The sequence below is a fragment of the Streptomyces nigrescens genome (assembly GCF_027626975.1).
GTDB classification, from domain to species: Bacteria; Actinomycetota; Actinomycetes; order Streptomycetales; family Streptomycetaceae; genus Streptomyces; species Streptomyces nigrescens.
This window is the reverse complement of record NZ_CP114203.1, coordinates 6277592-6297960: the sequence shown is the minus strand read 5'-3', so window position 1 is coordinate 6297960 and position 20369 is coordinate 6277592. Positions and strand designations below refer to the sequence as shown.

The window sequence follows — 20369 nt, the reverse complement described above, 5'->3', positions numbered from 1 at the left end:
CCCGCTAAGCAGAAGGCGTACGGCACGCATGGCGTCAGGGTACCGCAGGGCGTACGGGGCCCGCGCTGAGGATTACCCCAACGTGGGCCCCGCCCCCCCTGTCACCCCGTCCTCCTACCGCCACGTCGCCGGGGTCACGGCCGGCGCGGGGAGGCGGTGCCGCGCCCCGGCGTCAGGGGCGGTAGGAGCTCACATAGCCGGCGCCCGGCGTACCCACGCCCGTGACGTCGTCATAGCCGACCACCGCGCGCAGGGAGCTGTCCTGGCCCAGGCTGCGCAGCGAGGTCGTGGTGCCCTTGCTCGCGTCGGTGCCGTTGACGTAGTCGACGCGGACCACCGCCAGGTCTCGCCCGGCACCCAGCGGGTGATCGGTGACGTCGTGGTAGGCGGCGGTGCCGTAGCGCTGGTAGATGCCGGGGTTGGCGAAGCCGAGGGCGACGCCGTGCCGGGCCTGCTGGGCGAGCGCCTGGACGCCCGCGATCACCGGCGCGGCCAGTGAGGTGCCGCCGATGCGGTACTCGTCATAGCCGAGCTTGCCGTCCGGCAGGGTCTGGGTCTGGCCGACCAGGAAGCCGGTGTTGGGGTCGGCGACCGCGGCGATGTCCGGGACGGTGCGCATCGCACCGCCGCCGTTCGCCTTCGCGAGCCCGTCCGGGACGACTCCGCGCTGGTAGAAGGGCTGCGCGACGGTCTTGCTGGTGCCGCCGCCGGCGCCGCCGTTGAAGGTGCCGGGGAAGCCGGTCCAGTCGTTGCCGTCCTTGGAGAGCACCGCCTTCCGGGTGCCCCAGCCGGTCTCCCACTGGTAGGAGTCGTGCTTGCCGACGGCCAGAGAGGTGCCGCCGACCGCGGTCACCCAGGCGGAGTTCGCCGGGGTGTCGACCTGCTTGGTGCCCGTATTGGCGACCTCGTCACCGTTGTCGCCGGAGGAGAAGTAGAAGCCGATGCCCTGCACCGCGCCCTGCTGGAAGATCTGGTCGTAGGCGGCGGCCACGTCCGGTGTCTCGTTCGCCTCGATGTCGCCCCAGGAGTTGGAGACGAGGTCGGCGAGGTGCCCGTCGACGATCTTGCCCAGCGAGTCCAGCAGATCGTCGTCCATACAGGAGGCGCCGCCGACGTAGACGATGTCGGCGTCGGGGGCGACGGCGTGGACGGCCTCGACGTCGAGGGTCTCCTCGCCGTACCAGCCGGCCGCGCCGCACTCCTTGATGTGCGTGTAGTCCTGCGGAAGCACCTGGGAGAGCTGGCCCCGGCGGTAGCGGGGGTCGCCGTGGCGGGCGGCGTACGTGTCCGCGTCCCGGGCGATGGTCGGCGAGGCGTAGGCGTCGGTGATCGCGACGGTGACGTTCTTGCCCGTCCACTTCTTCGCCCCGTAGGCGGCGCGGAGCTGCTTGCCGGTGTAGCCCTTGATCGCGTACGGCGCCTTGCTCCCGTAGGCGGACGGCAGCGCCTTGTCGGTCCTGGAGCCGTAGTACGAGGAGAACGGGCCGGAGTTACGGAAGACACCTTCCGGCGGCGGCAGTTCGCCGGAGTGGTGCCTGGCCGGCCGCGGCGCGTTGTTCAGGCCGGTGACCGTCAGCACCGCGTCGGCCAAGGAGGCGGGCGCGGAGGCGGTGGTCGACGGGGCGTGGTAAACATGCCCGTTTTTGCGGTAGTTGTGCAGGTCGGTGGCGAAGGCGCGCTCAGCTGCGGCCACGTCGCCCTTGACCGCCAGATAGCGGTTGGTGGTGCCGGTGACCGTCAGGCCGGACGTCTTCAGCCAGTCGGTCACCTTGGCTATCTGGTCGTGCGTGGCGCCGTAGCGGGCGCGCACCTGGGCGGGGCTCAGGTACTTCCCGTACGCGGCGGAGTGCGGGTCGGACACGGCCCGCGCGCGGTCCGCGAGGCCCTTGGCGTCGCGGCCGGCCAGATAGACGCGGGCGGTGACGGCCGCGGAGGCGGAGGTGGCGCCCTGGTCGGCCTGCCGGGTGGCCCACAGGGGCTTGGTGCCCTGCAGCGCATGGCGACCGCCGTCGTGGCCCGCGGCGTCGGCGGCGGGCGCGCCGAGCGCGAGCGCACCGGCGACCAGCGGCAGCGTCGCTGCCCAGGCCAGACCGGCGCGGGCGCGCGGTGATCTGGTGCGGCTTGATCTCATGGAACCCCCTGTGTGGCGCTGCGGGGTGCCGCACTGCGCCGGTGTGCCGGTGTGCGGCACCGCACGAGCGGTGAAGGCGTGAGGGGTGACGCTCACGCGATGCGCCACTCTTTCGGTGAACCGTTCATGTCAGGGACATGCGATCGCCAAGATGCGCCCAAGGAACGACAAGGGCCGGTCAGGAAGGAACAGGGAGCGAACGGCCAACTCACCCTGGCGGACGCGTCACTGACCGGACAGCGGCACAACCACGGAGGAACTCCCGCCGGTTACGGCCCTAGGGCAACGCTCGGTCCGCATACGCACGACGAAGCAGGCCGTCCTATCGGACGACCTGCTTCGTTCATTGTGGAGCTAAGGAGAATTGAACTCCTGACCTCCTGCATGCCATGCAGGCGCTCTACCAACTGAGCTATAGCCCCGTATTCTGTTTCCGCCCGGTTCCCCGCTGCGGCATCGCCTACATTACACGGACCTCCCCGGCTTCTGCCAAATCGTTCTGCCAGGGGTCCTTCGGCGCGACGCGCGGTACTGTCGGCGATCTGTGCCCGATACGTCCTGGGGAGCCGTACGCCGTGACCGCGCTGGAGCTGGAGCAGCCCACCGAAGCCGGCGGCACCCACCCCGGCAACGGCCTCGTCCGCCGGCACCCGACCCTCGCGGCGGCCCTCGGCTGTCTGGTCTCCTTCGCCGTCTTCTGGACCGCGCAGCGCCTGCTGAACGTGACGATGATCGACCTGATGGTCTACCGGGCCGAGGGCTTCACCGTCCGCAACGGCGAGTCCCTCTACGACATGGTGGCGACCTCGGCGCACCTGCCCAACACCTACCCGCCCTTCGCTGCCCTGCTGTTCACCCCGCTCACCCTGCTCGGGGTTCCGGAGATGCGCGCCTGCGCCACCGCCGGGAACCTGCTGCTGCTCATCGGCGTCGTCCACCTCTCGCTACGGCTGGCCGGCCTGCCCCGGCGGCTCCCCCGGCCCGCCGCGACGTTCGCCGTCTCCGCGCTGCTGGTGTGGTGCGAGCCGGTCTGGACGACGCTGCGCTACGGCCAGATCAATCTGCTGATCGCCGTGCTGGTGCTGTGGGACCTGACCCGCAGGGACCACCAGCGGCTCGCGGGCATCGGCATCGGCATCGCGGCCGGCCTCAAACTGACCCCGGCGCTGTTCGCGGTGTTCCTCGCGCTGGCCGGCGCCGTCCGTGCCGGGCAGCTGCTCCGCTCCGGGGCGGGGGCCCGCGCCGCCTGGAACCCCTGGCTGCGGCAGGCCGTCGTCGCCACCGCCACCTTCCTGGCCACCGCGCTCCTCTCCGCGCTCGCGCTGCCACGCGACTCGTACCGCTTCTGGACCGAGATCGTGTACGCCACCGACCGGGTCGGTGAGGTGGAGATCACCGCGAACCAGTCGCTGCGCGGCGCCCTCGCCCGGCTGCTGCACACCCACGACCCGGGCGCCGCCTGGCTCGTGGTCGCGGGTCTGACCGCGGCCCTCGGTCTCACGCTGGCGGTCGGGGCGCTGCTGCGCGGGCAGCGCGCCTGGGCGGCCGTCGCCTGCGCGGCGACCGCGCTCCTGGTCAGCCCGATCTCCTGGTCCCACCACTGGGTGTGGTGTGTACCGATGCTGATCCTGCTCGGCTCCGAGGCGCTGCGCCGGACGGGCACCGCGGCCCGCCGCTGGTGGGTGATGACCGGCGCACTGGGGCTGCTCTTCTGCTCGTTCGCGCTGTGGTGGGTGCCGCACCGCTGGCACCACCACGAGGAACTGCACCAGAACGGCGTGCAGATGCTGCTCTCCGGCGGCTATCCGCTCGCCGGTCTCGCGCTGCTGGCACTGACCGGGGCCCGGCTGTGGCGGCTCAGGGGGCGGGCGGGGCAGAGCGACGCACGCCCATTCGCCGAGGCCGGTAGCGGCAGCAGCAGCTGAACCGTGCGCCCGCACTGCGGAATTGCGCGGTGAGCGTCTCATATCCGCCACAACGCCCCCGCCCCCGACGGCAGTTCCGCCTGACCGGAACCGTCCGGAACTGCCCGGAACTGCCTGAGACGGCGTCAAGGAGGGGGCACGCTCACTCAGCGACCCCTTGGGGCGGCGGTCCGCTCAGGCCGTGGCGAACGAGTAGAAGCGCTTCAGCGTGCAGTGCTCGTCCAGCAGCCGCCCGTAGATCGGCTCCCCGTCGAGCTCCCGGTAGGTCTCGATGGGGTCGCCTTTTATGACCAGGGCGCGGGCGCATTCCTCGCACCAGTACTGGTAGTCCGCGTTGACGGGTTCCATGTCCCGGACGATCGGCGTACCGCTGCCGCACCAGTCACATTTCCTGCTGTGGGCGCCCATCCATCAGCTCCAACTGTGGCCGCAGGCCGTACAAACGAAGGAAATGCCGCCGTTGTCGCCCAGCACCTGTGCGACATGGGAGGAGCCGCACGACGGGCACTGCAGGGCCGTGTCGTCGCTGCTGCCCACGGAGGCGGGGCCGTCAACGGGGCAGGTGAAACGGAGCGCGTATTCCGGCAGCCAGTCATAGCCTTGCGCCCCGGCCACTTCGAGCAGGTCATTGACCTCCTCGAGGATGCTCGTGGGCATCGCGATCTCTCCTCCCCTGCCGGCGCCGTCCGATTCTGCCACGGACCGCGGGCCGGGTCAGGCCCGCCTTCGCGCCACCCCGGCCGGCCGCACCGCCGGTCATGGGGCCCGGCCACGCCCCGAGCGGTGAGGTAACCAGGGGCCGGCGGCGGCACCGCGCACGGGACACGCCCCGACCGCACCGTGGCCCCGCACAACGCAGAGATCCCGCCTCCATGAGGAGACGGGATCATCCGGGTTGTGGAGCTAAGGAGAATTGAACTCCTGACCTCCTGCATGCCATGCAGGCGCTCTACCAACTGAGCTATAGCCCCGGGTCTTGTTCCGCTCCCCCGGGTTTCCCCCGGCGGCGCCGCGAACAAGAAGAACTTTAGCCTGCGACCTGCCCAGATGTGAAATCCGGTCGGCCGGGGCCGCCCTGTGGGCTCAGTCGTCGTCGCCGAGCACCGGCTCCGGCAGGGTGCCGGCGTTGTGTTCCATCAGGCGCCAGCCGCGCGCGCCCTCGCCCAGCACGGACCAGCAGCAGTTCGACAGACCGCCCAGGCCCTCCCAGTGGTGGGCCTCCAGGCCGAGCAGCCGCCCGATGGTGGTGCGGATCGTGCCGCCGTGGCTGACCACGACCAGGGTGCCGTTCCCGGGAAGCTTGTCCGCGTGGTTGAGGACGACGGGGGCGGCCCGGTCGGCCACCTCGGTCTCCAGCTCGCCGCCGCCGCGGCGCACCGGCTCACCGCGCTTCCAGGCGGTGTACTGCTCGCCGTACTGCGCGAGGATCTCGTCGTGCGTGAGTCCCTGCCAGGAGCCCGCGTAGGTCTCCCGCAGGGCCGCGTCATGCGTCACGTCGAGCCGGGTCAGCTCGGCCAGCTCGCGCGCCGTCGCCGAGGCCCGCTGCAGGTCGGAGGCGATGATGGCGTCCGGCCCGAGGGCGGCGAGCAGCCGGGCGGCGCGCCGTGCCTGGCCGACGCCCGCCTCGGTCAGCTCGATGTCCGTCGACCCCTGGAAGCGGCGCTCCAGATTCCAGGCGGTCTGGCCGTGACGCCAGAGGACGATGCGGCGACCCTGGCCGCTCTTGGTGGCGTTCAGAGCAGCTCACCGTCCTGTTCGCCCGCCGTGGCGTCGGCGTGCTCAGCGGCCTTGCCGCGGGTGGCCTTCGCCTCCTCGGGGAGGTCGATCTCGGGGCAGTCCTTCCACAGGCGCTCGAGCGCGTAGAAGACACGCTCCTCGCTGTGCTGGATGTGCACCACGATGTCGACGTAGTCGAGCAGCACCCAGCGGGCCTCGCGGTCGCCCTCGCGGCGGACCGGCTTGGCACCGAGGTCCTTGTTGAGCCGTTCCTCGATCTCGTCGACGATCGACTTGACCTGGCGGTCGCTGGGCGCCGAGGCCAGCAGGAAGGCGTCGGTGATCGAGAGGACGTCACTGACGTCGTACGCGATGATGTCGTGCGCGAGCTTGTCGGCCGCGGCCTGGGCGGCGGCGTTGATGAGCTCGATGGAGCGGTCCGTGGCGGTCACAAGCGGCTTTCCGGTTCGAGGGCAGCCTCTCCGGCCGGGCAGGGGCGCTGGCTCGCTGCGGAGCCGCGGCGCGCGCCGCAGTCCCCATGGGCAACCGGATCGGCGGTCAGGTACTCCCCAAGGGTCTCACGGACCACCGACACTCCCGGCTGTGTTTTCGAACCCACCGGTCAGTTCCGGTGTCCGGGCTGGTCAGCGCCGGGGCCGGGGCTGCCGGGCCCCGCCGGTCACCACCGGAGGGGCCGGGCACGTCCGTCCCGTCAGCCCTTGTAGTCCCGCCCCAGCACCACGGTGATGTCGGCGTTCGAGGCGCCCTTGCCCTGCCTGACCGCGCCCGCCGGCAGCCCCAGTGTCTTGGCGACCTCGGCTGCCTTGGCCTTCTGGGCGGCGTCCGCGTAGGTGATCCGGGACGCGGAGGCGGCCGCGCCGGCGGTGCCGTCGTCGACGAAGCTGTAGCCGCCGTTGAGCAGCGCGACCTTCGCCTTGTTGGTGGCGGCCGCGGTTCCGGTGGCGTTACGGACCGCGACCCGGGCGGCCGCGTCGGGCGCGGTCTTCTTGACCGTGCCGCCGAGCACGTCCTTGACCACGCTTGCCGAGGTGGTCTGGCTGAGCGTCCCGTTCGCCTGCACGGGCAGCAGGGTGGTGCGGTACGCGCCGGTCTTCGCCAGCTCCGCCCGCTGCGCCAGCGAGCTGCCCAGCTGGGCCTCGGTGAGCGGCGGATCGAGGACCTGGAGCAGCGTCTTCACGGTGGTGGTGGCGCCGTCGGCGTCGCTGGAGACCTTCTTCAGGGTCGCCTGCATGACCTGGCCGAACCGCTGCAGCTGCTTGGTCTGGGGCTCACCCGGCGCCAGGTGGGTGGCGTAGGCGACGGCGGCCTGGCCGTTGAGGTCCTGGGCGCTGCCCTGCTTGACGACCGGGGAGGCGCCCTTCTTGGCGCCCGGGACGGTGGCGTCGGTGTCGAGGGTGATCCCGCCGACCGTCTCGACGAGGTTCTCCAGGTAGGGGGTGTCCAGCCGCCAGCTGGCCTTGAGGTCGGCGCCCAGGAGGTTGTTGAGGGAGTCCCGGGTCGGCTCGGTGCCCTCGTCCTTGACCGACTTGGCGAGCGTCGTGGTCGTGCCGTCGTCCTTGGAGACGAGAAGGCTGTTGGGCAGGAGGACGGTGGTGCCCTTGTGGGTGGTCTCGTTGTCCACCAGCAGCGCCGTCGAGCTGTTCCCCGTCTTGGTGTCCCGCAGATGGACGACGAGGACATCGCGCTTCTGCCCGGCGCCCGCGGCCGCCGCACCGGCGTCCGGCCCGGCCACGCCCGGCAGCTTGCCCGCCCACCACAGATAGCCGACACCGCCGGCGACCAGCAGGGCCAGCACGACGGACAGCGCGACGATCCGGCTGCGGCCGCGCCGCTTGGCCTCCTCGCGCCGCTCGGTGCGGCTCTCGGTGAACTTCAGCCAGTCGATGACGTCTTCGGAGTCCTCGTCCGGCTCCTCGATGAAGGAGAACTGCTCGGTGCCGTACTCGGGATCGTCGGCGGAGGGCCCGGCGGGGCCGCTCGCGGTGTCCGGCCCGGCGGTGTCGTCCGGGGCGCGGCGCTGCGCCGGCGGCCGGGGCGGGCCGTCCTGGCGCTGCGGGGCGGGCTCCTCGTAGCGGGGCTGCTCCCCGTAGGGGACCTGCTCGTACGGGGACTGCTGGGCCTGCTGCGGGATCCACTCCTGCTGCTGGTGCGACGGCTGCTCGGGGCTGCCGTACGGGTCGTACTGCTGCGGATAGCCGGGCTGGGCCTGCACCTGCCGGCCGCCGTAGGCGTCGTAGCCGTACTCCTGCTGCGCCTGGTACGGCTGGTGGCCGCCCTGGTAACCCTGTGCGGCCTGGCCGCCGCCCTGTTGGCCGCCGTACGGGTCATAGCCCTCGTAGGCGGACGGGGCGGTCTGCTGCCCGTACGTGTCGTAGTGCTGCTCGTACGACGGCTGTGCGGCGTCGTGGTAGACCGGCTGCCCGTAGGCGTCATAGGTGTAGCCCGGCTGCCCCTGCTGCTCCTGGGCATACGGGTCGTGGGCATACGGGTCCTGCGGCCCGTACGGATCCTGTCGGTCGCTCACCGGTGCCCCTTTCCGTCAGCCCCGTCAGCGGTCGTTGCGGTACAGCTCTTTTTTGTCGATGTAGCGCACCACACCGTCCGGCACCAGGTACCAGACCGGATCCCCCTGGGCGACGCGCGCCCGGCAGTCGGTCGAGGAGATGGCCAGCGCCGGCACCTCGACCAGAGACACCGCTCCCTCGGGCAGCCCGGGGTCCGCGAGGACATGTCCGGGCCTGGTCACCCCGATGAAGTGGGCGAGCGAGACCAGCTCCGCGGCATCGTGCCAGGTCAGAATCTGGCTGAGCGCGTCGGCGCCGGTGATGAAGAACAGATCCGCGTCACGGTGTTCCTCACGCAGATCACGCAGCGTGTCTATCGTGTACGTCTTGCCGCCGCGGTCGATGTCGATACGGCTGACGGAGAACTGCGGATTCGACGCGGTCGCGATGACCGTCATCAGATACCGGTCCTCTGCCGGGGACACCGTCTTGTGGCTCTTCTGCCACGGCTGTCCCGTCGGCACGAAGATGACCTCATCGAGGTGGAACTGGCTGGCCACCTCGCTGGCGGCGACCAGGTGTCCGTGGTGGATCGGGTCGAACGTCCCGCCCATCACTCCGAGTCGCCGCTTCACGGGCCCTGTGTGCTCTCCCATGCGTGCAGACCCTACTGGGCGGCGCGCGATGCCGGGGGCCGGGTGCCGGGGCTCAGCGGTCCCGGTTGAAACGGGTCGTGATCCAGAGCAGGAGGAGCAGGATAAAAAGGGCGCCGCCGCCGGTCACGAAGGGGCTGAGGCTGGCGTGACCGCCCTCGTGTCCGGGTTCGGCGGCGAGGGTGGCCAGGGACTGTGCGGTGGTGTGCAGGCTCATCGTCGGCAGGACCAATCCGGGCTGGGGTCGGGCAGAGACTTCCACCACATCGTAAGCGTCGGCCCACTGCGGGCCCACGGCGACTCCGCCCGGAAGCGCCCCGGGACGCCGTCGGAGGTCAGTCCTGGCCGTAACCGCGCAGCAGGAACCAGGCGAGCAGGACGGCGCCCACGACGCCGCCGATGATCACGGTGCGCAGGATCCAACCGGGCCCGGCGTCCTTGGCGGTCTCCTGGGCTGCGGCGAGCAGCACGCTCTGATACGGCACGACGGTGCACTCCCTCAGGTACGGGCGGCCCGTGTCGTCATGTGTACGAGCCTGTGCGGGTATTGGTGCGATCGCCAGCGTACGCCCGAGCATCCATTCGCCTGTCGGTGGCGTCCTCTAGTCTGAACACACGCAGTCGAACAGGGGGAGGCCCCAATGACGGAGAGCCCAGACGGCAGCGCGAACGTACCGAGCCGGGACCGGCGGCGATTCCCCGGAATCTCGTCGCGGTCGTACGAGCACCCGGCGGACCGCTCGGCGCTGGTGGCGTTGCGCAAGCTGAGCGGGTTCGACACCGTCTTCAAGACGCTCAGCGGCTTGTTGCCGGAGCGCAGCCTGCGGCTGCTGTTCCTGTCGGACTCGGTGCGGGTGAGCGACCAGCAGTTCGCGCACCTCAACGACATGCTGCGCGATGCCTGCTACATCCTGGACCTGGAGAAGGTCCCGCCGATGTACGTGAACCAGGACCCGCAGCCCAATGCCATGTGTATCGGTCTCGACGAGCCGATCATCGTGGTGACGACCGGTCTGGTCGAGCTGCTGGACGAGGAGGAGATGCGGGCGGTCGTCGGCCACGAGGTCGGACACGCGCTGTCCGGGCACGCCGTTTACCGCACGATTCTGCTGTTCCTGACGAATCTGGCGATGAAGGTCGCCTGGATCCCGCTGGGCAATGTCGCGATCATGGCGATCGTGACGGCGCTGCGCGAGTGGTTCCGCAAGTCGGAGCTGTCGGCCGACCGTGCCGGGCTGCTGGTCGGACAGGATCTGCAGGCCTCGATGCGCGGTCTGATGAAACTGGCCGGCGGCAATCATCTGCACGAGATGAATGTCGACGCCTTCCTCAAGCAGGCGGACGAGTACGAGTCCGGCGGCGATCTGCGCGACTCCGTGCTGAAGATCCTCAACCTGCTGCCGCGCAGCCACCCGTTCACCACCGTGCGGGCGGCCGAGCTCAAGAAGTGGGCGGCCAGCCGCGACTACCAGCGGATCATGGACGGCCACTACCCGCGGCGTGACGAGGACAAGGACACCTCGGTCTCCGACTCGTTCCGGGACTCCGCCGCCCACTACGCCGACTCGATGCGCAACAGCAAGGACCCGCTGATGGGCCTGGTGCGCGACATCGCGGGCGGTGCGGGCGACTTGGGCGGCAAGCTGCGCGACACGGTCTTCCGTGGCGGGCCGCGCCCCGACGGCCCGGGCGGCGCCAACGGAAGCGGTGGAGCCTCGGACGGCTCCTAGCGCATCGGATGGCTCGGCTTCGGCTGGGCGGAGGGCGCCAGCTCACCGCAGAGGGAGGGGTTGGCGCGGTCCCTGGCGTAGGGGTCGGTGCCCGTGGGCCGGTCGTTGCCGGCGTGCTGTCCCGCGAACAGCGGGCGCAGCGCGTCGGCCGGCTTCGAGGAGCAGGCCAGCGGCCCTGCCTGCAGACTGCTCTGCAGCACCTCCAGGCGGTGGTCGCTGAGGTTGTCGCGGGTCAGCCGGAAGTGCACCTCACGGCGGACGGTGACCAGCGAGGCGGCGCCCGGCGTGGGCTTGCCGGTGTCCTTGGCCGATGCTCCGCCCGGTGCGCCGGGGGCGGGCCGGACTGCGTAGACGAAGGTGTAGTCGGCGGTCACATCGAGGGCGTCCGGGCTCAACTCCGAGGCGGACAGCGTGCCGTTCACCCGTACGTCCCGGTCGGCGAGCCGGGTCTGCCGCGGGTCGAAGCGGACCAGCCAGCCGGTCGCGGCATCGTGGCCGTTGTCGTCGGGGTGCGCCAGGCTCCGGTCGAACTGGTCGAGTTGGCGGGTGTCGAGCAGCAGCCGCACCGGCCGTACGGATCCTCCGGTGAGGGTGTCCGGGTCCAGCGAGGAGCGGACGATGTAGTCCTTCGCCACGGTCAGCGCGGAGACGATCTGGCCGTCGGAGAAGTGCTCGGTGCGGGCGACGGGGGGCAGATTGACGCCCGCGGCGCCGATCCGGTAATTCGCCGCCGGGCTGTGCGCGAAGAGGTCCTCAGGGGTCGCGCCGGGTACCGTCCCGGTCGGCGCCAGCGGCACGACCGCGGAGCGCAGCGGCTGCGCACGGACCGTCTCCGGGGCCTTGTAGGGGTGCCGTACGCCCATGTAGACGGCGGTGCCGAAGGCGAGCACGATCAGCAGCACCAGCAGGATGGCCTGCCGGGAGCCGCCCATCCGCATCCACGCGTGCCGGGTCTTGACGGCCGGGGAGTGGTGCTCGCCCAGCCGCTCGTCCGCGGAGAATTCCTGCAGCCGCGCAGCCCGAACGAACGATTCGTCGAAGACGACGGATCGGTACTCGTCCTCACCGCCTCCCGGGGCGCCGTTGGGCGTCCCTTCCGGAGGGTCACCAGGCCCGGTCATACAACAAGAGTAGGTCGGGCGGGGCGATCGTAAACGCGGGGACGCCGGGCAACTTCGCCGGACGATGCGGTTTCAGGCGTCCGATTTGCGGGAAGTGTGCCACGCCGTCAGTGCGGCCTGGGCACCGCCGAGAACGACGGGCGCAGGGGTTCGGCCGAGGGCGGCGACGGCAGGCCGGGGCGGGCCGTACGGACGCTGTCCGTGCCGCCCGTGACCGGGGAATCCACCCCGCTGGAGGTGGGCGCCGGAGCCGGGGTCTGGGTCCGCCCGGCGGAGCCCCGGTAGACGGCGCTGAAGGCCAGCGCGACCAGCCCGATCCCCATCACCACGGCCAGCACCCAGGCGACCGGCCGGTGCCAGCGGGTGCTGCCGCGGTAGGGACGCAGCGCACCGCCGTAGGGGCCGTACGGGTCATGTGGCGGATAGTCGCCGTACTCCCCGTCGTCGTACTCTCCGTAATCGGCGTAGCCGTCGTAGTCGTCGGTTTCCCGGCCGCGCCGGCGTCTGCGGGGGCCGGTCTCGTCCGGGTCGTCGCCGTCGGGTCCGAAACCGGGCCCGGAACGGGCCGCCTCGGCCTCGGCGCGCGCCTCGGCGGCGGCCAGCATCCGCTCGACCGCCGAGGGCTCATGAATCCGGGCCGACCGGACGAATTCCTCGTCGAAGACCACGGAGGCGAATTCTTCGTCCGCTTTTCCGTGGCTCCCGTGGTGGTGCTCGTCGGGCTCTTCACCGTCCGGGAACGGCTTGCCCCCCACGTCGTCCGGCACCCGTCCAGGTTAGCCCCGGCCGGTCATTTTGGGCAGGGAGAACGGGGAATCCGGGGGACGTTCAGCGGGTGTGGCCGTCGCCCGTGACGATGTACTTCGTGGACGTCAGTTCCGGCAGTCCCATGGGGCCGCGGGCGTGCAGCTTCTGCGTCGAGATGCCGATCTCCGCGCCGAAGCCGAACTCACCGCCGTCGGTGAACCGGGTGGAGGCGTTGACCGCGACGGTGGTGGAGTCCACCAACTGGGTGAAACGGCGGGCGGCGGCCTGCGAGGTGGTGACGATGGCCTCGGTGTGACCGGAGGTCCAGCGCCGGATGTGCGCCACCGCCGCGTCCAGGTCGGGCACCACGGCGGCCGCGATGTCGTACGAGAGGTACTCCGTCGCCCAGTCCTCGTCGGTGGCGGGGGCCACCAGTCCGGGGCCGGCCTGCTGCCAGGCGGCGTCACCGTGCACGATGACCCCGGCCTGGGTCAGCGCCTCCAGGGCGCGCGGCAGGAACTTCTCGGCGATCCCGGCGTGCACCAGCACCGTCTCCGCGGCGTTGCAGACGCTGGGCCGCTGTGCCTTGGAATTGATCAGGATGTCGACGGCCATGTCGAGGTCGGCGGCCTCGTCGACGTAGACGTGGCAGTTGCCGGTGCCGGTCTCGATCACCGGGACGGTGGACTCCTCGACGACCGTACGGATCAGGGACGCGCCGCCGCGCGGGATCAGCACATCGACCAGGCCGCGGGCGCGCATCAGCTCCCGCACCGAGTCACGGCTCTCGCCGGGCACCAGCTGCACCGCGTCGGCGGGCAGTCCGGCGCTCTGGACGGCGTCGCGCAGCACCTCCACCAGGGCGCTGTTGGAGGCGTACGCGGAGGACGAGCCGCGCAGCAGCACGGCATTGCCGGACTTCAGGCACAGGGCCGCGGCGTCGACCGTCACATTGGGCCGGGCCTCGTAGATGATCCCGATCACGCCGAGCGGGACCCGGACCTGCCGCAGGTCGAGACCGTTGGGCAGGGTCGAGCCGCGCACCACCTCGCCCACCGGGTCGGGCAGCGCCACGACCTGGCGGACGTCGGCGGCGATGGCCGCGATCCGCTCGGGGGTGAGGGTGAGCCGGTCCACGATCGACTCGGCGGTGCCCGCCGCCCGGGCCTTGGCGATGTCCTGGGCGTTGGCGGTGACGATCGCGTCGGTCCGCTCCACCAGGGCGTCGGCGATGGCGAGCAGCGCTGCGTCACGGGCCGTACGCGGCAGTGGCGCCAGGACGGCGGCTGCCTCCCGCGCGCGGCGGGCGGTCTCGAGGACGGGCGAGGAGTGCGATGCGCTGCTGGTCATGGCCGCAGCCTAGCGGGGCGGCAGGCCGCGGCCACGCCGTATCTCACAGCGCGGGACGCGGACGGCCGAGGATCAGAACGGGTGGACGCCGACCGGGGAGGCCGGCGGTGGGCCGTACCCCTCCGCGAGGCGCTGGTGGTAGGTCTCGCGGTCGATGACTTCCAGGCCGACGATCTCCCACGGCGGCAGCTTGGCCGTCGAGCGGTGCTCGCCCCACAGCCGCAGGGCGACCGCCGCGGCGTCGTGCAGGTCCCGCGCCTCCTCCCAGTAGCGGATCTCGGCGTGATCATTGGCGTAGCGGCTGGTCAGCAGGAACGGATGGTCGTGGGCGAGCTGCTCCAGGGCCCGCCGGACCTCCTTCAGCGGGGCCTCGGCGCCCGAGACGCTGAGCGTGATGTGCCACAGCCGGGACGCCTCCCGGCGCCCGCCCTCCGGTGCGTGCTGCGCCGCCCCGTCACGCTCCGTACCGCGGTCGTCCGGCCGGGCGGCGTCCTCGCCGGTCCCGACGCTGGTCAGGGTGCGCTCCGCCGACCCTCGGGGCGGTGCCCCTGGGCGCCCTCGTCTCACCGGCGGCCTCCTGTGATGCGAATCGCTCCGCCCTCGGGGGTGCGGAGCCGTCGTACGTCGGCGGGTGCGCGTGCGCGCTGCGGGCGCCGCTCCCCTACGGCGCCCCCGCAACAAAGTTGACCAGCCCGCGGCCCGTCGCGGGGGCGTTTTCCCCAAGGTCTCCATGGAAAGGCCGGTCTTCACACCAGGCCGGAGGGGCGGTTTTCGGCCGCGGAGGGACGTCGGCCCGGGGGCGGGCCCTCAGCGGTGCAGCAGCACCAGATCGTCGCGGTGCACGACCTCCCGCTCATAGGCGGGGCCCAGCTCGCGGGCGAGATCGCGGGTCGAACGGCCAATCAAACGGGGGATTTCCCGGGCATCGAAATTGACGACGCCGCGGGCGACCGCGCGGCCCTCGCCGTCCCGCAGCTCGACCGGGTCGCCGGCGGAGAAATCGCCCTCCACCGAGGCGATGCCGGCCGGCAGCAGCGAGGAGCGGCGCTCGACGACGGCCCGCACCGCCCCGTCGTCCAGGACGAGCGCCCCGCACGGGGTGGAGGCGTGCGCGAGCCACAGCAGCCGGTTGGCGGAGCGGCGGCCGGTGCGCAGGAAGTGGGTGCCGGTCGAGCCGCCGGCCAGGGCCTCCGCGGCGTGCACGGCGGAGGTCAGGACGACCGGGATGCCGGCCGCGGCCGCGATCCGGGCCGCCTCGACCTTGGTGACCATGCCGCCGGTGCCGACGCCGGCCTTGCCCGCGCTGCCGATGGAGATGCCCTCCAGGTCCTTGGGCCCGTGGACCTCGGCTATCCGGGAGGTGCCGGGGGTGGCCGGATCGCCGTCGTAGAGGCCGTCCACGTCCGAGAGCAGGATCAGCAGGTCGGCGCGGACGAGATGGGCGACCAGGGCCGCCAGCCGGTCGTTGTCGCCGAACCGGATCTCGTCGGTGGCGACGGTGTCGTTCTCGTTGACGATCGGTACGGCGCCCATGGCCAGCAGCTGGTCGAGGGTCCGGTAGGCGTTGCGGTAGTGGGCCCGGCGGCTGGTGTCGTCGGAGGTCAGCAGGACCTGGCCGACGCGGCGGCCGTAGCGGGCGAAGGAGGCGGTGTAGCGGGCGACCAGCAGGCCCTGGCCGACGCTGGCGGCGGCCTGCTGCCGGGCCAGGTCGCGGGGCCGCTTGGCGAGCCCCAGGGGCGCCAGACCGGCCGCGATGGCGCCGGAGGAGACCAGCACGATCTCCTTGTCCTGGTGCTTGGCCAGCACATCCACCAGCGCGTCGACGCGGTCCGCGTCCAGTCCCCCCGCGGCCGTGGTCAGCGACGACGAGCCGACCTTCACCACGATCCGGCGGGCGTCCTTCACGTCCTGCCTTGCGCCTGCCACCTGCGTACCCCTGTGCTCGCCGATCCCACCGCCGTACGGGGATCACTGCTCGACCCGCACCACGGCCCTACGGGCGCAATCTACGGCAGGGCGGGCCACGGGCGCTTCGTGATATCGCCTGGCGGACGCCGTGTGAGATACGTCAGGCCGGTCACGGCGCGCGGAGGAATCGCGCAGAATAGGGGCCGCGCATCCCGTTCGCCCGCTACCTCACGAGGTTTTCCTTAAGAGGGAAGCCGAGGCCAACGGGTTGCGTTCGATTGGTCCGCTTTCGCGGTGATGAGAGCCACAGCAGATTGTCACCAAGGCCAACAAGGTCATACGGTCGGGTGTCCATCGGTCCCGTTTCGCCGCTCCGGCGGCGTCGCAGCGCGGGACCCGGCCGCCCCCCTCGGCCTCCCCCTGACCTTTCGTGCTGCCAGGAGCCCTCCCCCGTGCCTTCCGCCGGAATCGTCCCCCGCCGAGCCGTACAGCTCGCGGCCCTCTTCGCGATGATGGTCGCCTTCACCGCGCAGCTCCTCGGTGCGCTGCTGCCCGTCATCCCGCTGTTCATCGCCGCATCCGTGGTCAACCTGGGTCTCGACCTGGTCCTCCAGCACAAGCAGCCCGGCCTGCTCGCGGTGCTCGGCCGGATCCGGTTCGATGTCACGGTGCGCCAGTTGCTGCGCGACATGCTGATACTGGTCGGCCTGCTGCACATCGACGGCATCAACCCGCTCGAGGAGCAGGCGCCGCTCACCATCACGCTGCTCCTCTTCTACGGCACCCACTTCGTGTGCCAGGCGGTCGCGGTGCTGGTCCGCCGGACCCGCAGCATGCCGTTCGTCACCCGCAACATCGACGCGAGCGCGCTGCGGCTGTGCGATGCCCCGCCGCGCATCCTCTCCCGCCAGACGGGCCGGCGCCTGCTGCGCTTCTCGGTGCCCACCACGACCGGCATGATGCTCACCGCGATCACCACCGACGCGTACTGGGGCGGCATCGGCCTGGCCGTCTCCCTGGCCCTGTCCGCCGGCGGCACGCTCTACCTGGGCACCTGGCTGCTGCCCAAGCACCGCGTGGCCAGCGAGAAGCAGGCGCTGGAGTGGCTGGACAACTGGCTGGCGGAGTACCGGCCGACGGTCGGTATGTACTTCTCCGGCGGCTCCTCCTCCGCCTACCAGGCCAACATGTGGCTGAGCACCCTCGCCTCCCTGGACGGCAACCCGATCATCGTGCTCCGTGAGCGCTTCATGGTGCAGAAGATCGAGGCCACGGACGTGCCGATCGTCTGCATCCCCAAGGTCGCCAACCTGATGCGGCTGGAGCACTCCACGCTCAAGGTGCTGCTGCACCCGGCGAACTCCGGCAAGACCTCGCAGATCCTGCGCATCCCGTCCATCAAGCACGCCTTCACCAACCACGGCGAGAGCGACAAGCTGTCCTCGTGCAACCCGTACGCGAAGGCGTACGACGAGGTATGGGTGGCGGGCCCGGCGGCCCGTGACCGCTACCAGCTCGCCGACATCGGCGTCGAGGACAAGGACGTCATCGAGGTCGGCCGCCCCCAACTGGCGCCGATCCAGCCGTACGCGGGCGCCCCGGCCGGCCGTCTGACGACCGTGCTGTACGCCCCGACCTGGGAGGGCTGGGACGGCAACCCGGGCAACACCTCGGTGATCCTGGCGGGCGAGAACATCGTCCGCGAGCTGCTCGCCGACGAGAACGTGCGGCTGCTGTACAAGCCGCACCCGATGACCGGTTCCGTGGACCCGCGTGCGGGCGCCGCCAACACCCGCATCCAGGCGATGATCACGGAGGCGAACGCCCGGCGCAGCGGGGCGCAGCCCGGCCCGGAGGCCGCCGCCGAGCTGGCCCGGTGCACCGACGCGCTGAACGCGCTGACCACCTCCGCGTTCCGCAAGAGCGCGGACGAGCTGGAGCGGATGCGGCTGCAGGGCACCCCGGAGGAGGGCCGCGCCGCCGCCGTCGCGGCGGCCGTCACCGCCTGGGAGGAGGCGTACTGGAACTCCTTCCCCGAGTGGGAGCACCGCATCATCACCACCGCCCGCCCCGGCATCTTCAGCTGCTTCAACCAGGCCGATGTGCTGATCAGCGATGTCTCCAGCGTCGTCTCCGACTACCTGACCAGCGAGAAGCCCTACGCGGTCGCCAACACCTCGGGCATGAGCGAGGACGACTTCCGGGTGAACTTCCCGACCGTGCGGGCGGCGACGATCCTCACGCCGGAGGCGGAGGGTGTGGCGGGTCTCCTCGACGCGGTCCGCAATCCGGAGAAGGACACCCTGGCCGGGGAGCGGGCCGAGCTCAAGGAGCATCTGCTGGGCCCGTCGGACCCGCCGTCGTCGGTCCGCTTCAACCAGGCCGCGCTGGCGCTGGCCGCCAAGGCCGACGAGCGGCGCGTCCGGATGGAGAACCGGCTGTCCGGCATCCCCGGCCAGCGCTCGCAGGAGGACATGGACGCCTCCGAGACGGCCGAGGACAAGGCCAACGGCGCCTCGGACGCCACGGCCGCCGTCTAGGCCCGCAGCGGGCCGTTCACGGCCTCGACAGCGGCGACGAGCACGGGGAAGGCCCCCGGGAGGATCTCCTCCCGGGGGCCTTCCCCGTTTTCGGTGCTGCGTTCTCCGGTGCCGCGTTCTCCGGTGCCGCGTTCTTGGGTGCCGCAGTCCGCCGGGCGGGCCGTCAGAAGGGCTTGAAGCCCTCGTACTCCTGGTCGGCCTCGTCCCGCGCCACGTCCCGGTCCCTGCGGCGCTGCGCGGCCGGACGGGGCGCCTCCAGGCGGTGGTCCTCGCCACGCCGGCCCAGCATCTCCGCGCCGGCCGCCATCATCGGCTCCCAGTCGAAGACGACGGCGTTGTCCTCGGGGCCGATGGCGATGCCGTCGCCCGCGTGCGCGCCCGCCTTGCGCAGCGCGTCCTCGACACCGAGACGGTTGAGACGGTCGGCGAGGTAGCCGACGGCCTCGTCGTTGTTGAAGTCGGTCTGGCGGACCCAGCGTTCGGGCTTCTCGCCGCGCACGCGGAAGAAGTTCTCGCCCTCCTCCGTGATCGTGAAGCCGGCGTCGTCCACGGCCTGGGGCCGGATGACGATACGGGTGGCTTCCTGCACGGGCTTGGCGGCGCGGGCCTTGGAGACGACGTCGGCGAGCGCGAAGGACAGCTCCTTCAGGCCCATGTGGGCGACCGCGGAGACCTCGAACACGCGGTAGCCGCGCTCTTCCAGGTCGGGGCGGATGATGTCGGCGAGGTCCTTGCCGTCCGGGACGTCGATCTTGTTGAGGACGACCATCCGGGGCCGGTTGTCCAGGCCGCCGTACTGCTTGAGCTCTTCCTCGATCATGTCGAGGTCGGAGACCGGGTCACGGTCGGCCTCCAGGGTCGCGGTGTCCAGGACGTGGACGAGCACCTCGCAGCGCTCGACGTGCCGCAGGAACTCCAGGCCCAGGCCCTTGCCCTGGCTCGCGCCGGGGATCAGACCGGGGACGTCCGCGATCGTGTAGACCGTCGAACCGGCCGTCACCACACCGAGGTTGGGCACCAGGGTGGTGAAGGGGTAGTCGGCGATCTTGGGCTTGGCTGCGGAGAGCACCGAGATCAGCGAGGACTTGCCGGCGCTCGGGTAGCCGACCAGCGCGACGTCCGCGACGGTCTTGAGCTCCAGCACGATGTCGCGGGCCTCGCCGGGCTCGCCGAGCAGCGCGAAACCGGGGGCCTTGCGGCGGGCGGAGGCCAGCGCGGCGTTGCCGAGGCCGCCGCGGCCGCCCTGGCCGGCGACGAAGGTGGTGCCCTGGCCGACGAGGTCGGCGAGCACATTGCCCTGGCGGTCCAGGATGACCGTGCCGTCGGGGACCGGCAGGACCAGGTCCTGGCCGTTCTTGCCGGAGCGGTTGTCGCCCGCGCCCGGCTGGCCGTTGGTGGCCTTGCGGTGCGGGTGGTGGTGGTATTCGAGAAGCGTGGTGACGTCCTGGTCGACGACCAGGATCACATCACCGCCGCGGCCGCCGTTGCCGCCGTCCGGGCCGCCCAGCGGCTTGAACTTCTCCCGCATCACGGAGGCCACGCCGTGGCCTCCGTTACCCGCGGCGACGTGCAGCTCGACGCGGTCCACGAAGGTGGTCATGGTGGGGGTGCCTCCAGATAACTACGGGTATGTCGCTGTACTGCGAATGTCTCTGTACTAACACGCAAGGGCGGACCGGCCTTCCCGCTCTCGCGGGAAAAGGCGGTCCGCCCCTGAGTGATGCTGATGCTGAGCTATCGCCCGGTCAGGCCGTGATTACTCGGCGACCGGAACGATGTTCACGACCTTGCGGCCACGGTGGGTGCCGAACTGCACCGCACCGGCAGCAAGGGCGAACAGGGTGTCGTCGCCGCCGCGGCCGACGCCCGTGCCCGGGTGGAAGTGGGTGCCACGCTGGCGGACCAGGATCTCACCGGCGAGGACGGCCTGACCGCCGAAGCGCTTCACGCCGAGCCGCTGAGCATTGGAATCGCGACCGTTCCGAGTGGACGATGCGCCCTTCTTGTGTGCCATGTCTCCTCA

The 20369-nt window shown here is 71.3% G+C and carries 19 protein-coding genes and 2 tRNA genes; 3 read left to right on the top strand and 18 right to left on the bottom strand.

Features of this window, described 5'->3' with window-relative positions:
• Positions 1 to 172: 172 nt before the first annotated feature.
• Positions 173 to 2131, bottom strand: a complete 1959-nt coding sequence (locus STRNI_RS27935; RefSeq protein WP_277412234.1) for a S53 family peptidase — start codon at positions 2129 to 2131, stop codon at positions 173 to 175.
• Positions 2132 to 2480: 349 nt separating this feature from the next.
• A tRNA-Ala gene (locus tag STRNI_RS27930) sits at positions 2481 to 2553 on the bottom strand.
• Positions 2554 to 2706: 153 nt separating this feature from the next.
• Between STRNI_RS27930 and STRNI_RS27925 the strand changes: the two genes are divergently transcribed.
• The gene (locus STRNI_RS27925) at positions 2707 to 4056 is read left to right on the top strand and encodes a glycosyltransferase 87 family protein (RefSeq protein ID WP_277412233.1); all 1350 of its coding nucleotides are present in this window, start codon (positions 2707 to 2709) and stop codon (positions 4054 to 4056) included.
• Between the two features lie 174 nt (positions 4057 to 4230).
• Here STRNI_RS27925 and STRNI_RS27920 read toward each other — a convergent pair whose 3' ends face one another.
• The 9 genes from STRNI_RS27920 to STRNI_RS27880 all read right to left on the bottom strand — a co-directional run bounded on the left by STRNI_RS27920 (position 4231) and on the right by STRNI_RS27880 (position 9435).
• Positions 4231 to 4464, bottom strand: coding sequence for a hypothetical protein (locus tag STRNI_RS27920; protein WP_004571982.1), 234 nt, complete (start codon positions 4462 to 4464; stop codon positions 4231 to 4233).
• A 3-nt stretch (positions 4465 to 4467) separates the two neighbouring features.
• Positions 4468 to 4713, bottom strand: coding sequence for a hypothetical protein (locus STRNI_RS27915; RefSeq protein WP_018088233.1), 246 nt, complete (start codon positions 4711 to 4713; stop codon positions 4468 to 4470).
• A 241-nt stretch (positions 4714 to 4954) separates the two neighbouring features.
• A tRNA-Ala gene (locus STRNI_RS27910) sits at positions 4955 to 5027 on the bottom strand.
• Positions 5028 to 5139: 112 nt separating this feature from the next.
• Positions 5140 to 5793, bottom strand: a complete 654-nt coding sequence (locus STRNI_RS27905; protein ID WP_026169391.1) for a histidine phosphatase family protein — start codon at positions 5791 to 5793, stop codon at positions 5140 to 5142.
• Positions 5790 to 6224 carry a ribosome silencing factor gene (gene rsfS / locus STRNI_RS27900; protein WP_018088235.1) on the bottom strand — a complete coding sequence of 145 codons (435 nt, stop codon included), beginning with the start codon at positions 6222 to 6224 and terminating at the stop codon, positions 5790 to 5792. The genes STRNI_RS27905 and rsfS overlap by 4 nt, the downstream gene beginning before the upstream one ends.
• Before the next feature lie 260 nt (positions 6225 to 6484).
• On the bottom strand, positions 6485 to 8317 hold the full coding sequence (locus tag STRNI_RS27895; RefSeq protein ID WP_274735581.1) for a LytR C-terminal domain-containing protein: 1833 nt from the start codon (positions 8315 to 8317) through the stop codon (positions 6485 to 6487).
• Between the two features lie 24 nt (positions 8318 to 8341).
• Positions 8342 to 8953 (bottom strand): nicotinate-nucleotide adenylyltransferase, encoded by a 612-nt coding sequence (gene nadD, locus STRNI_RS27890; protein WP_051104039.1) that lies wholly within the window; start codon positions 8951 to 8953, stop codon positions 8342 to 8344.
• A gap of 52 nt (positions 8954 to 9005) precedes the next feature.
• Positions 9006 to 9245 carry a hypothetical protein gene (locus STRNI_RS27885; protein WP_266442503.1) on the bottom strand — a complete coding sequence of 80 codons (240 nt, stop codon included), beginning with the start codon at positions 9243 to 9245 and terminating at the stop codon, positions 9006 to 9008.
• 40 nt (positions 9246 to 9285) lie between these two features.
• A complete protein-coding gene (locus STRNI_RS27880) occupies positions 9286 to 9435 on the bottom strand; it encodes a hypothetical protein (protein WP_018088239.1) in 150 nt (49 codons plus the stop codon).
• Positions 9436 to 9591: 156 nt separating this feature from the next.
• Between STRNI_RS27880 and STRNI_RS27875 the strand changes: the two genes are divergently transcribed.
• Positions 9592 to 10680 carry a M48 family metallopeptidase gene (locus STRNI_RS27875; protein WP_018088240.1) on the top strand — a complete coding sequence of 363 codons (1089 nt, stop codon included), beginning with the start codon at positions 9592 to 9594 and terminating at the stop codon, positions 10678 to 10680.
• On the opposite strand, the gene STRNI_RS27870 is transcribed toward STRNI_RS27875, so the two are convergent.
• The 5 genes from STRNI_RS27870 to proB form a co-directional block, all read right to left on the bottom strand.
• A complete protein-coding gene (locus STRNI_RS27870) occupies positions 10677 to 11801 on the bottom strand; it encodes an SCO2583 family membrane protein (protein WP_093644079.1) in 1125 nt (374 codons plus the stop codon). The genes STRNI_RS27875 and STRNI_RS27870 overlap by 4 nt on opposite strands.
• A gap of 107 nt (positions 11802 to 11908) precedes the next feature.
• Positions 11909 to 12568 carry an SCO2584 family spore wall biosynthesis protein gene (locus STRNI_RS27865; protein ID WP_018088242.1) on the bottom strand — a complete coding sequence of 220 codons (660 nt, stop codon included), beginning with the start codon at positions 12566 to 12568 and terminating at the stop codon, positions 11909 to 11911.
• Between the two features lie 61 nt (positions 12569 to 12629).
• Positions 12630 to 13898, bottom strand: coding sequence for a glutamate-5-semialdehyde dehydrogenase (locus tag STRNI_RS27860; RefSeq protein WP_018088243.1), 1269 nt, complete (start codon positions 13896 to 13898; stop codon positions 12630 to 12632).
• 72 nt (positions 13899 to 13970) lie between these two features.
• Positions 13971 to 14465: a hypothetical protein gene (locus STRNI_RS27855; protein WP_018088244.1), complete on the bottom strand. Its 495-nt coding sequence runs from the start codon at positions 14463 to 14465 to the stop codon at positions 13971 to 13973.
• A gap of 240 nt (positions 14466 to 14705) precedes the next feature.
• The gene (gene proB, locus STRNI_RS27850) at positions 14706 to 15824 is read right to left on the bottom strand and encodes a glutamate 5-kinase (RefSeq protein WP_086021795.1); all 1119 of its coding nucleotides are present in this window, start codon (positions 15822 to 15824) and stop codon (positions 14706 to 14708) included.
• Between the two features lie 434 nt (positions 15825 to 16258).
• Here proB and STRNI_RS27845 point away from each other — a divergent pair, with 434 nt between their 5' ends.
• Positions 16259 to 18346 (top strand): hypothetical protein, encoded by a 2088-nt coding sequence (locus tag STRNI_RS27845; RefSeq protein ID WP_148588728.1) that lies wholly within the window; start codon positions 16259 to 16261, stop codon positions 18344 to 18346.
• Between the two features lie 163 nt (positions 18347 to 18509).
• Here STRNI_RS27845 and obgE read toward each other — a convergent pair whose 3' ends face one another.
• Complete coding sequence (gene obgE, locus STRNI_RS27840) at positions 18510 to 19946, bottom strand: GTPase ObgE (protein WP_018088247.1); 1437 nt, start codon at positions 19944 to 19946, stop codon at positions 18510 to 18512.
• A gap of 156 nt (positions 19947 to 20102) precedes the next feature.
• Positions 20103 to 20360: a 50S ribosomal protein L27 gene (gene rpmA / locus STRNI_RS27835; protein ID WP_018088248.1), complete on the bottom strand. Its 258-nt coding sequence runs from the start codon at positions 20358 to 20360 to the stop codon at positions 20103 to 20105.
• Positions 20361 to 20369 lie beyond the last annotated feature (9 nt).

Excerpts from the sequence above, each read along its gene's own strand:
- STRNI_RS27875 (WP_018088240.1), top strand. The coding sequence starts at position 9,592 with ATGACGGAGAGCCCAGACGGCAGCGCGAACGTACCGAGCCGGGACCGG.
- STRNI_RS27860 (WP_018088243.1), bottom strand. The coding sequence starts at position 13,898 with ATGACCAGCAGCGCATCGCACTCCTCGCCCGTCCTCGAGACCGCCCGC.
- STRNI_RS27915 (WP_018088233.1), bottom strand. The coding sequence starts at position 4,713 with ATGCCCACGAGCATCCTCGAGGAGGTCAATGACCTGCTCGAAGTGGCC.
- nadD (WP_051104039.1), bottom strand. The coding sequence starts at position 8,953 with ATGGGAGAGCACACAGGGCCCGTGAAGCGGCGACTCGGAGTGATGGGC.
- STRNI_RS27935 (WP_277412234.1), bottom strand. The coding sequence starts at position 2,131 with ATGAGATCAAGCCGCACCAGATCACCGCGCGCCCGCGCCGGTCTGGCC.
- STRNI_RS27920 (WP_004571982.1), bottom strand. The coding sequence starts at position 4,464 with ATGGGCGCCCACAGCAGGAAATGTGACTGGTGCGGCAGCGGTACGCCG.
- rpmA (WP_018088248.1), bottom strand. The coding sequence starts at position 20,360 with ATGGCACACAAGAAGGGCGCATCGTCCACTCGGAACGGTCGCGATTCC.
- obgE (WP_018088247.1), bottom strand. The coding sequence starts at position 19,946 with ATGACCACCTTCGTGGACCGCGTCGAGCTGCACGTCGCCGCGGGTAAC.
- STRNI_RS27870 (WP_093644079.1), bottom strand. The coding sequence starts at position 11,801 with ATGACCGGGCCTGGTGACCCTCCGGAAGGGACGCCCAACGGCGCCCCG.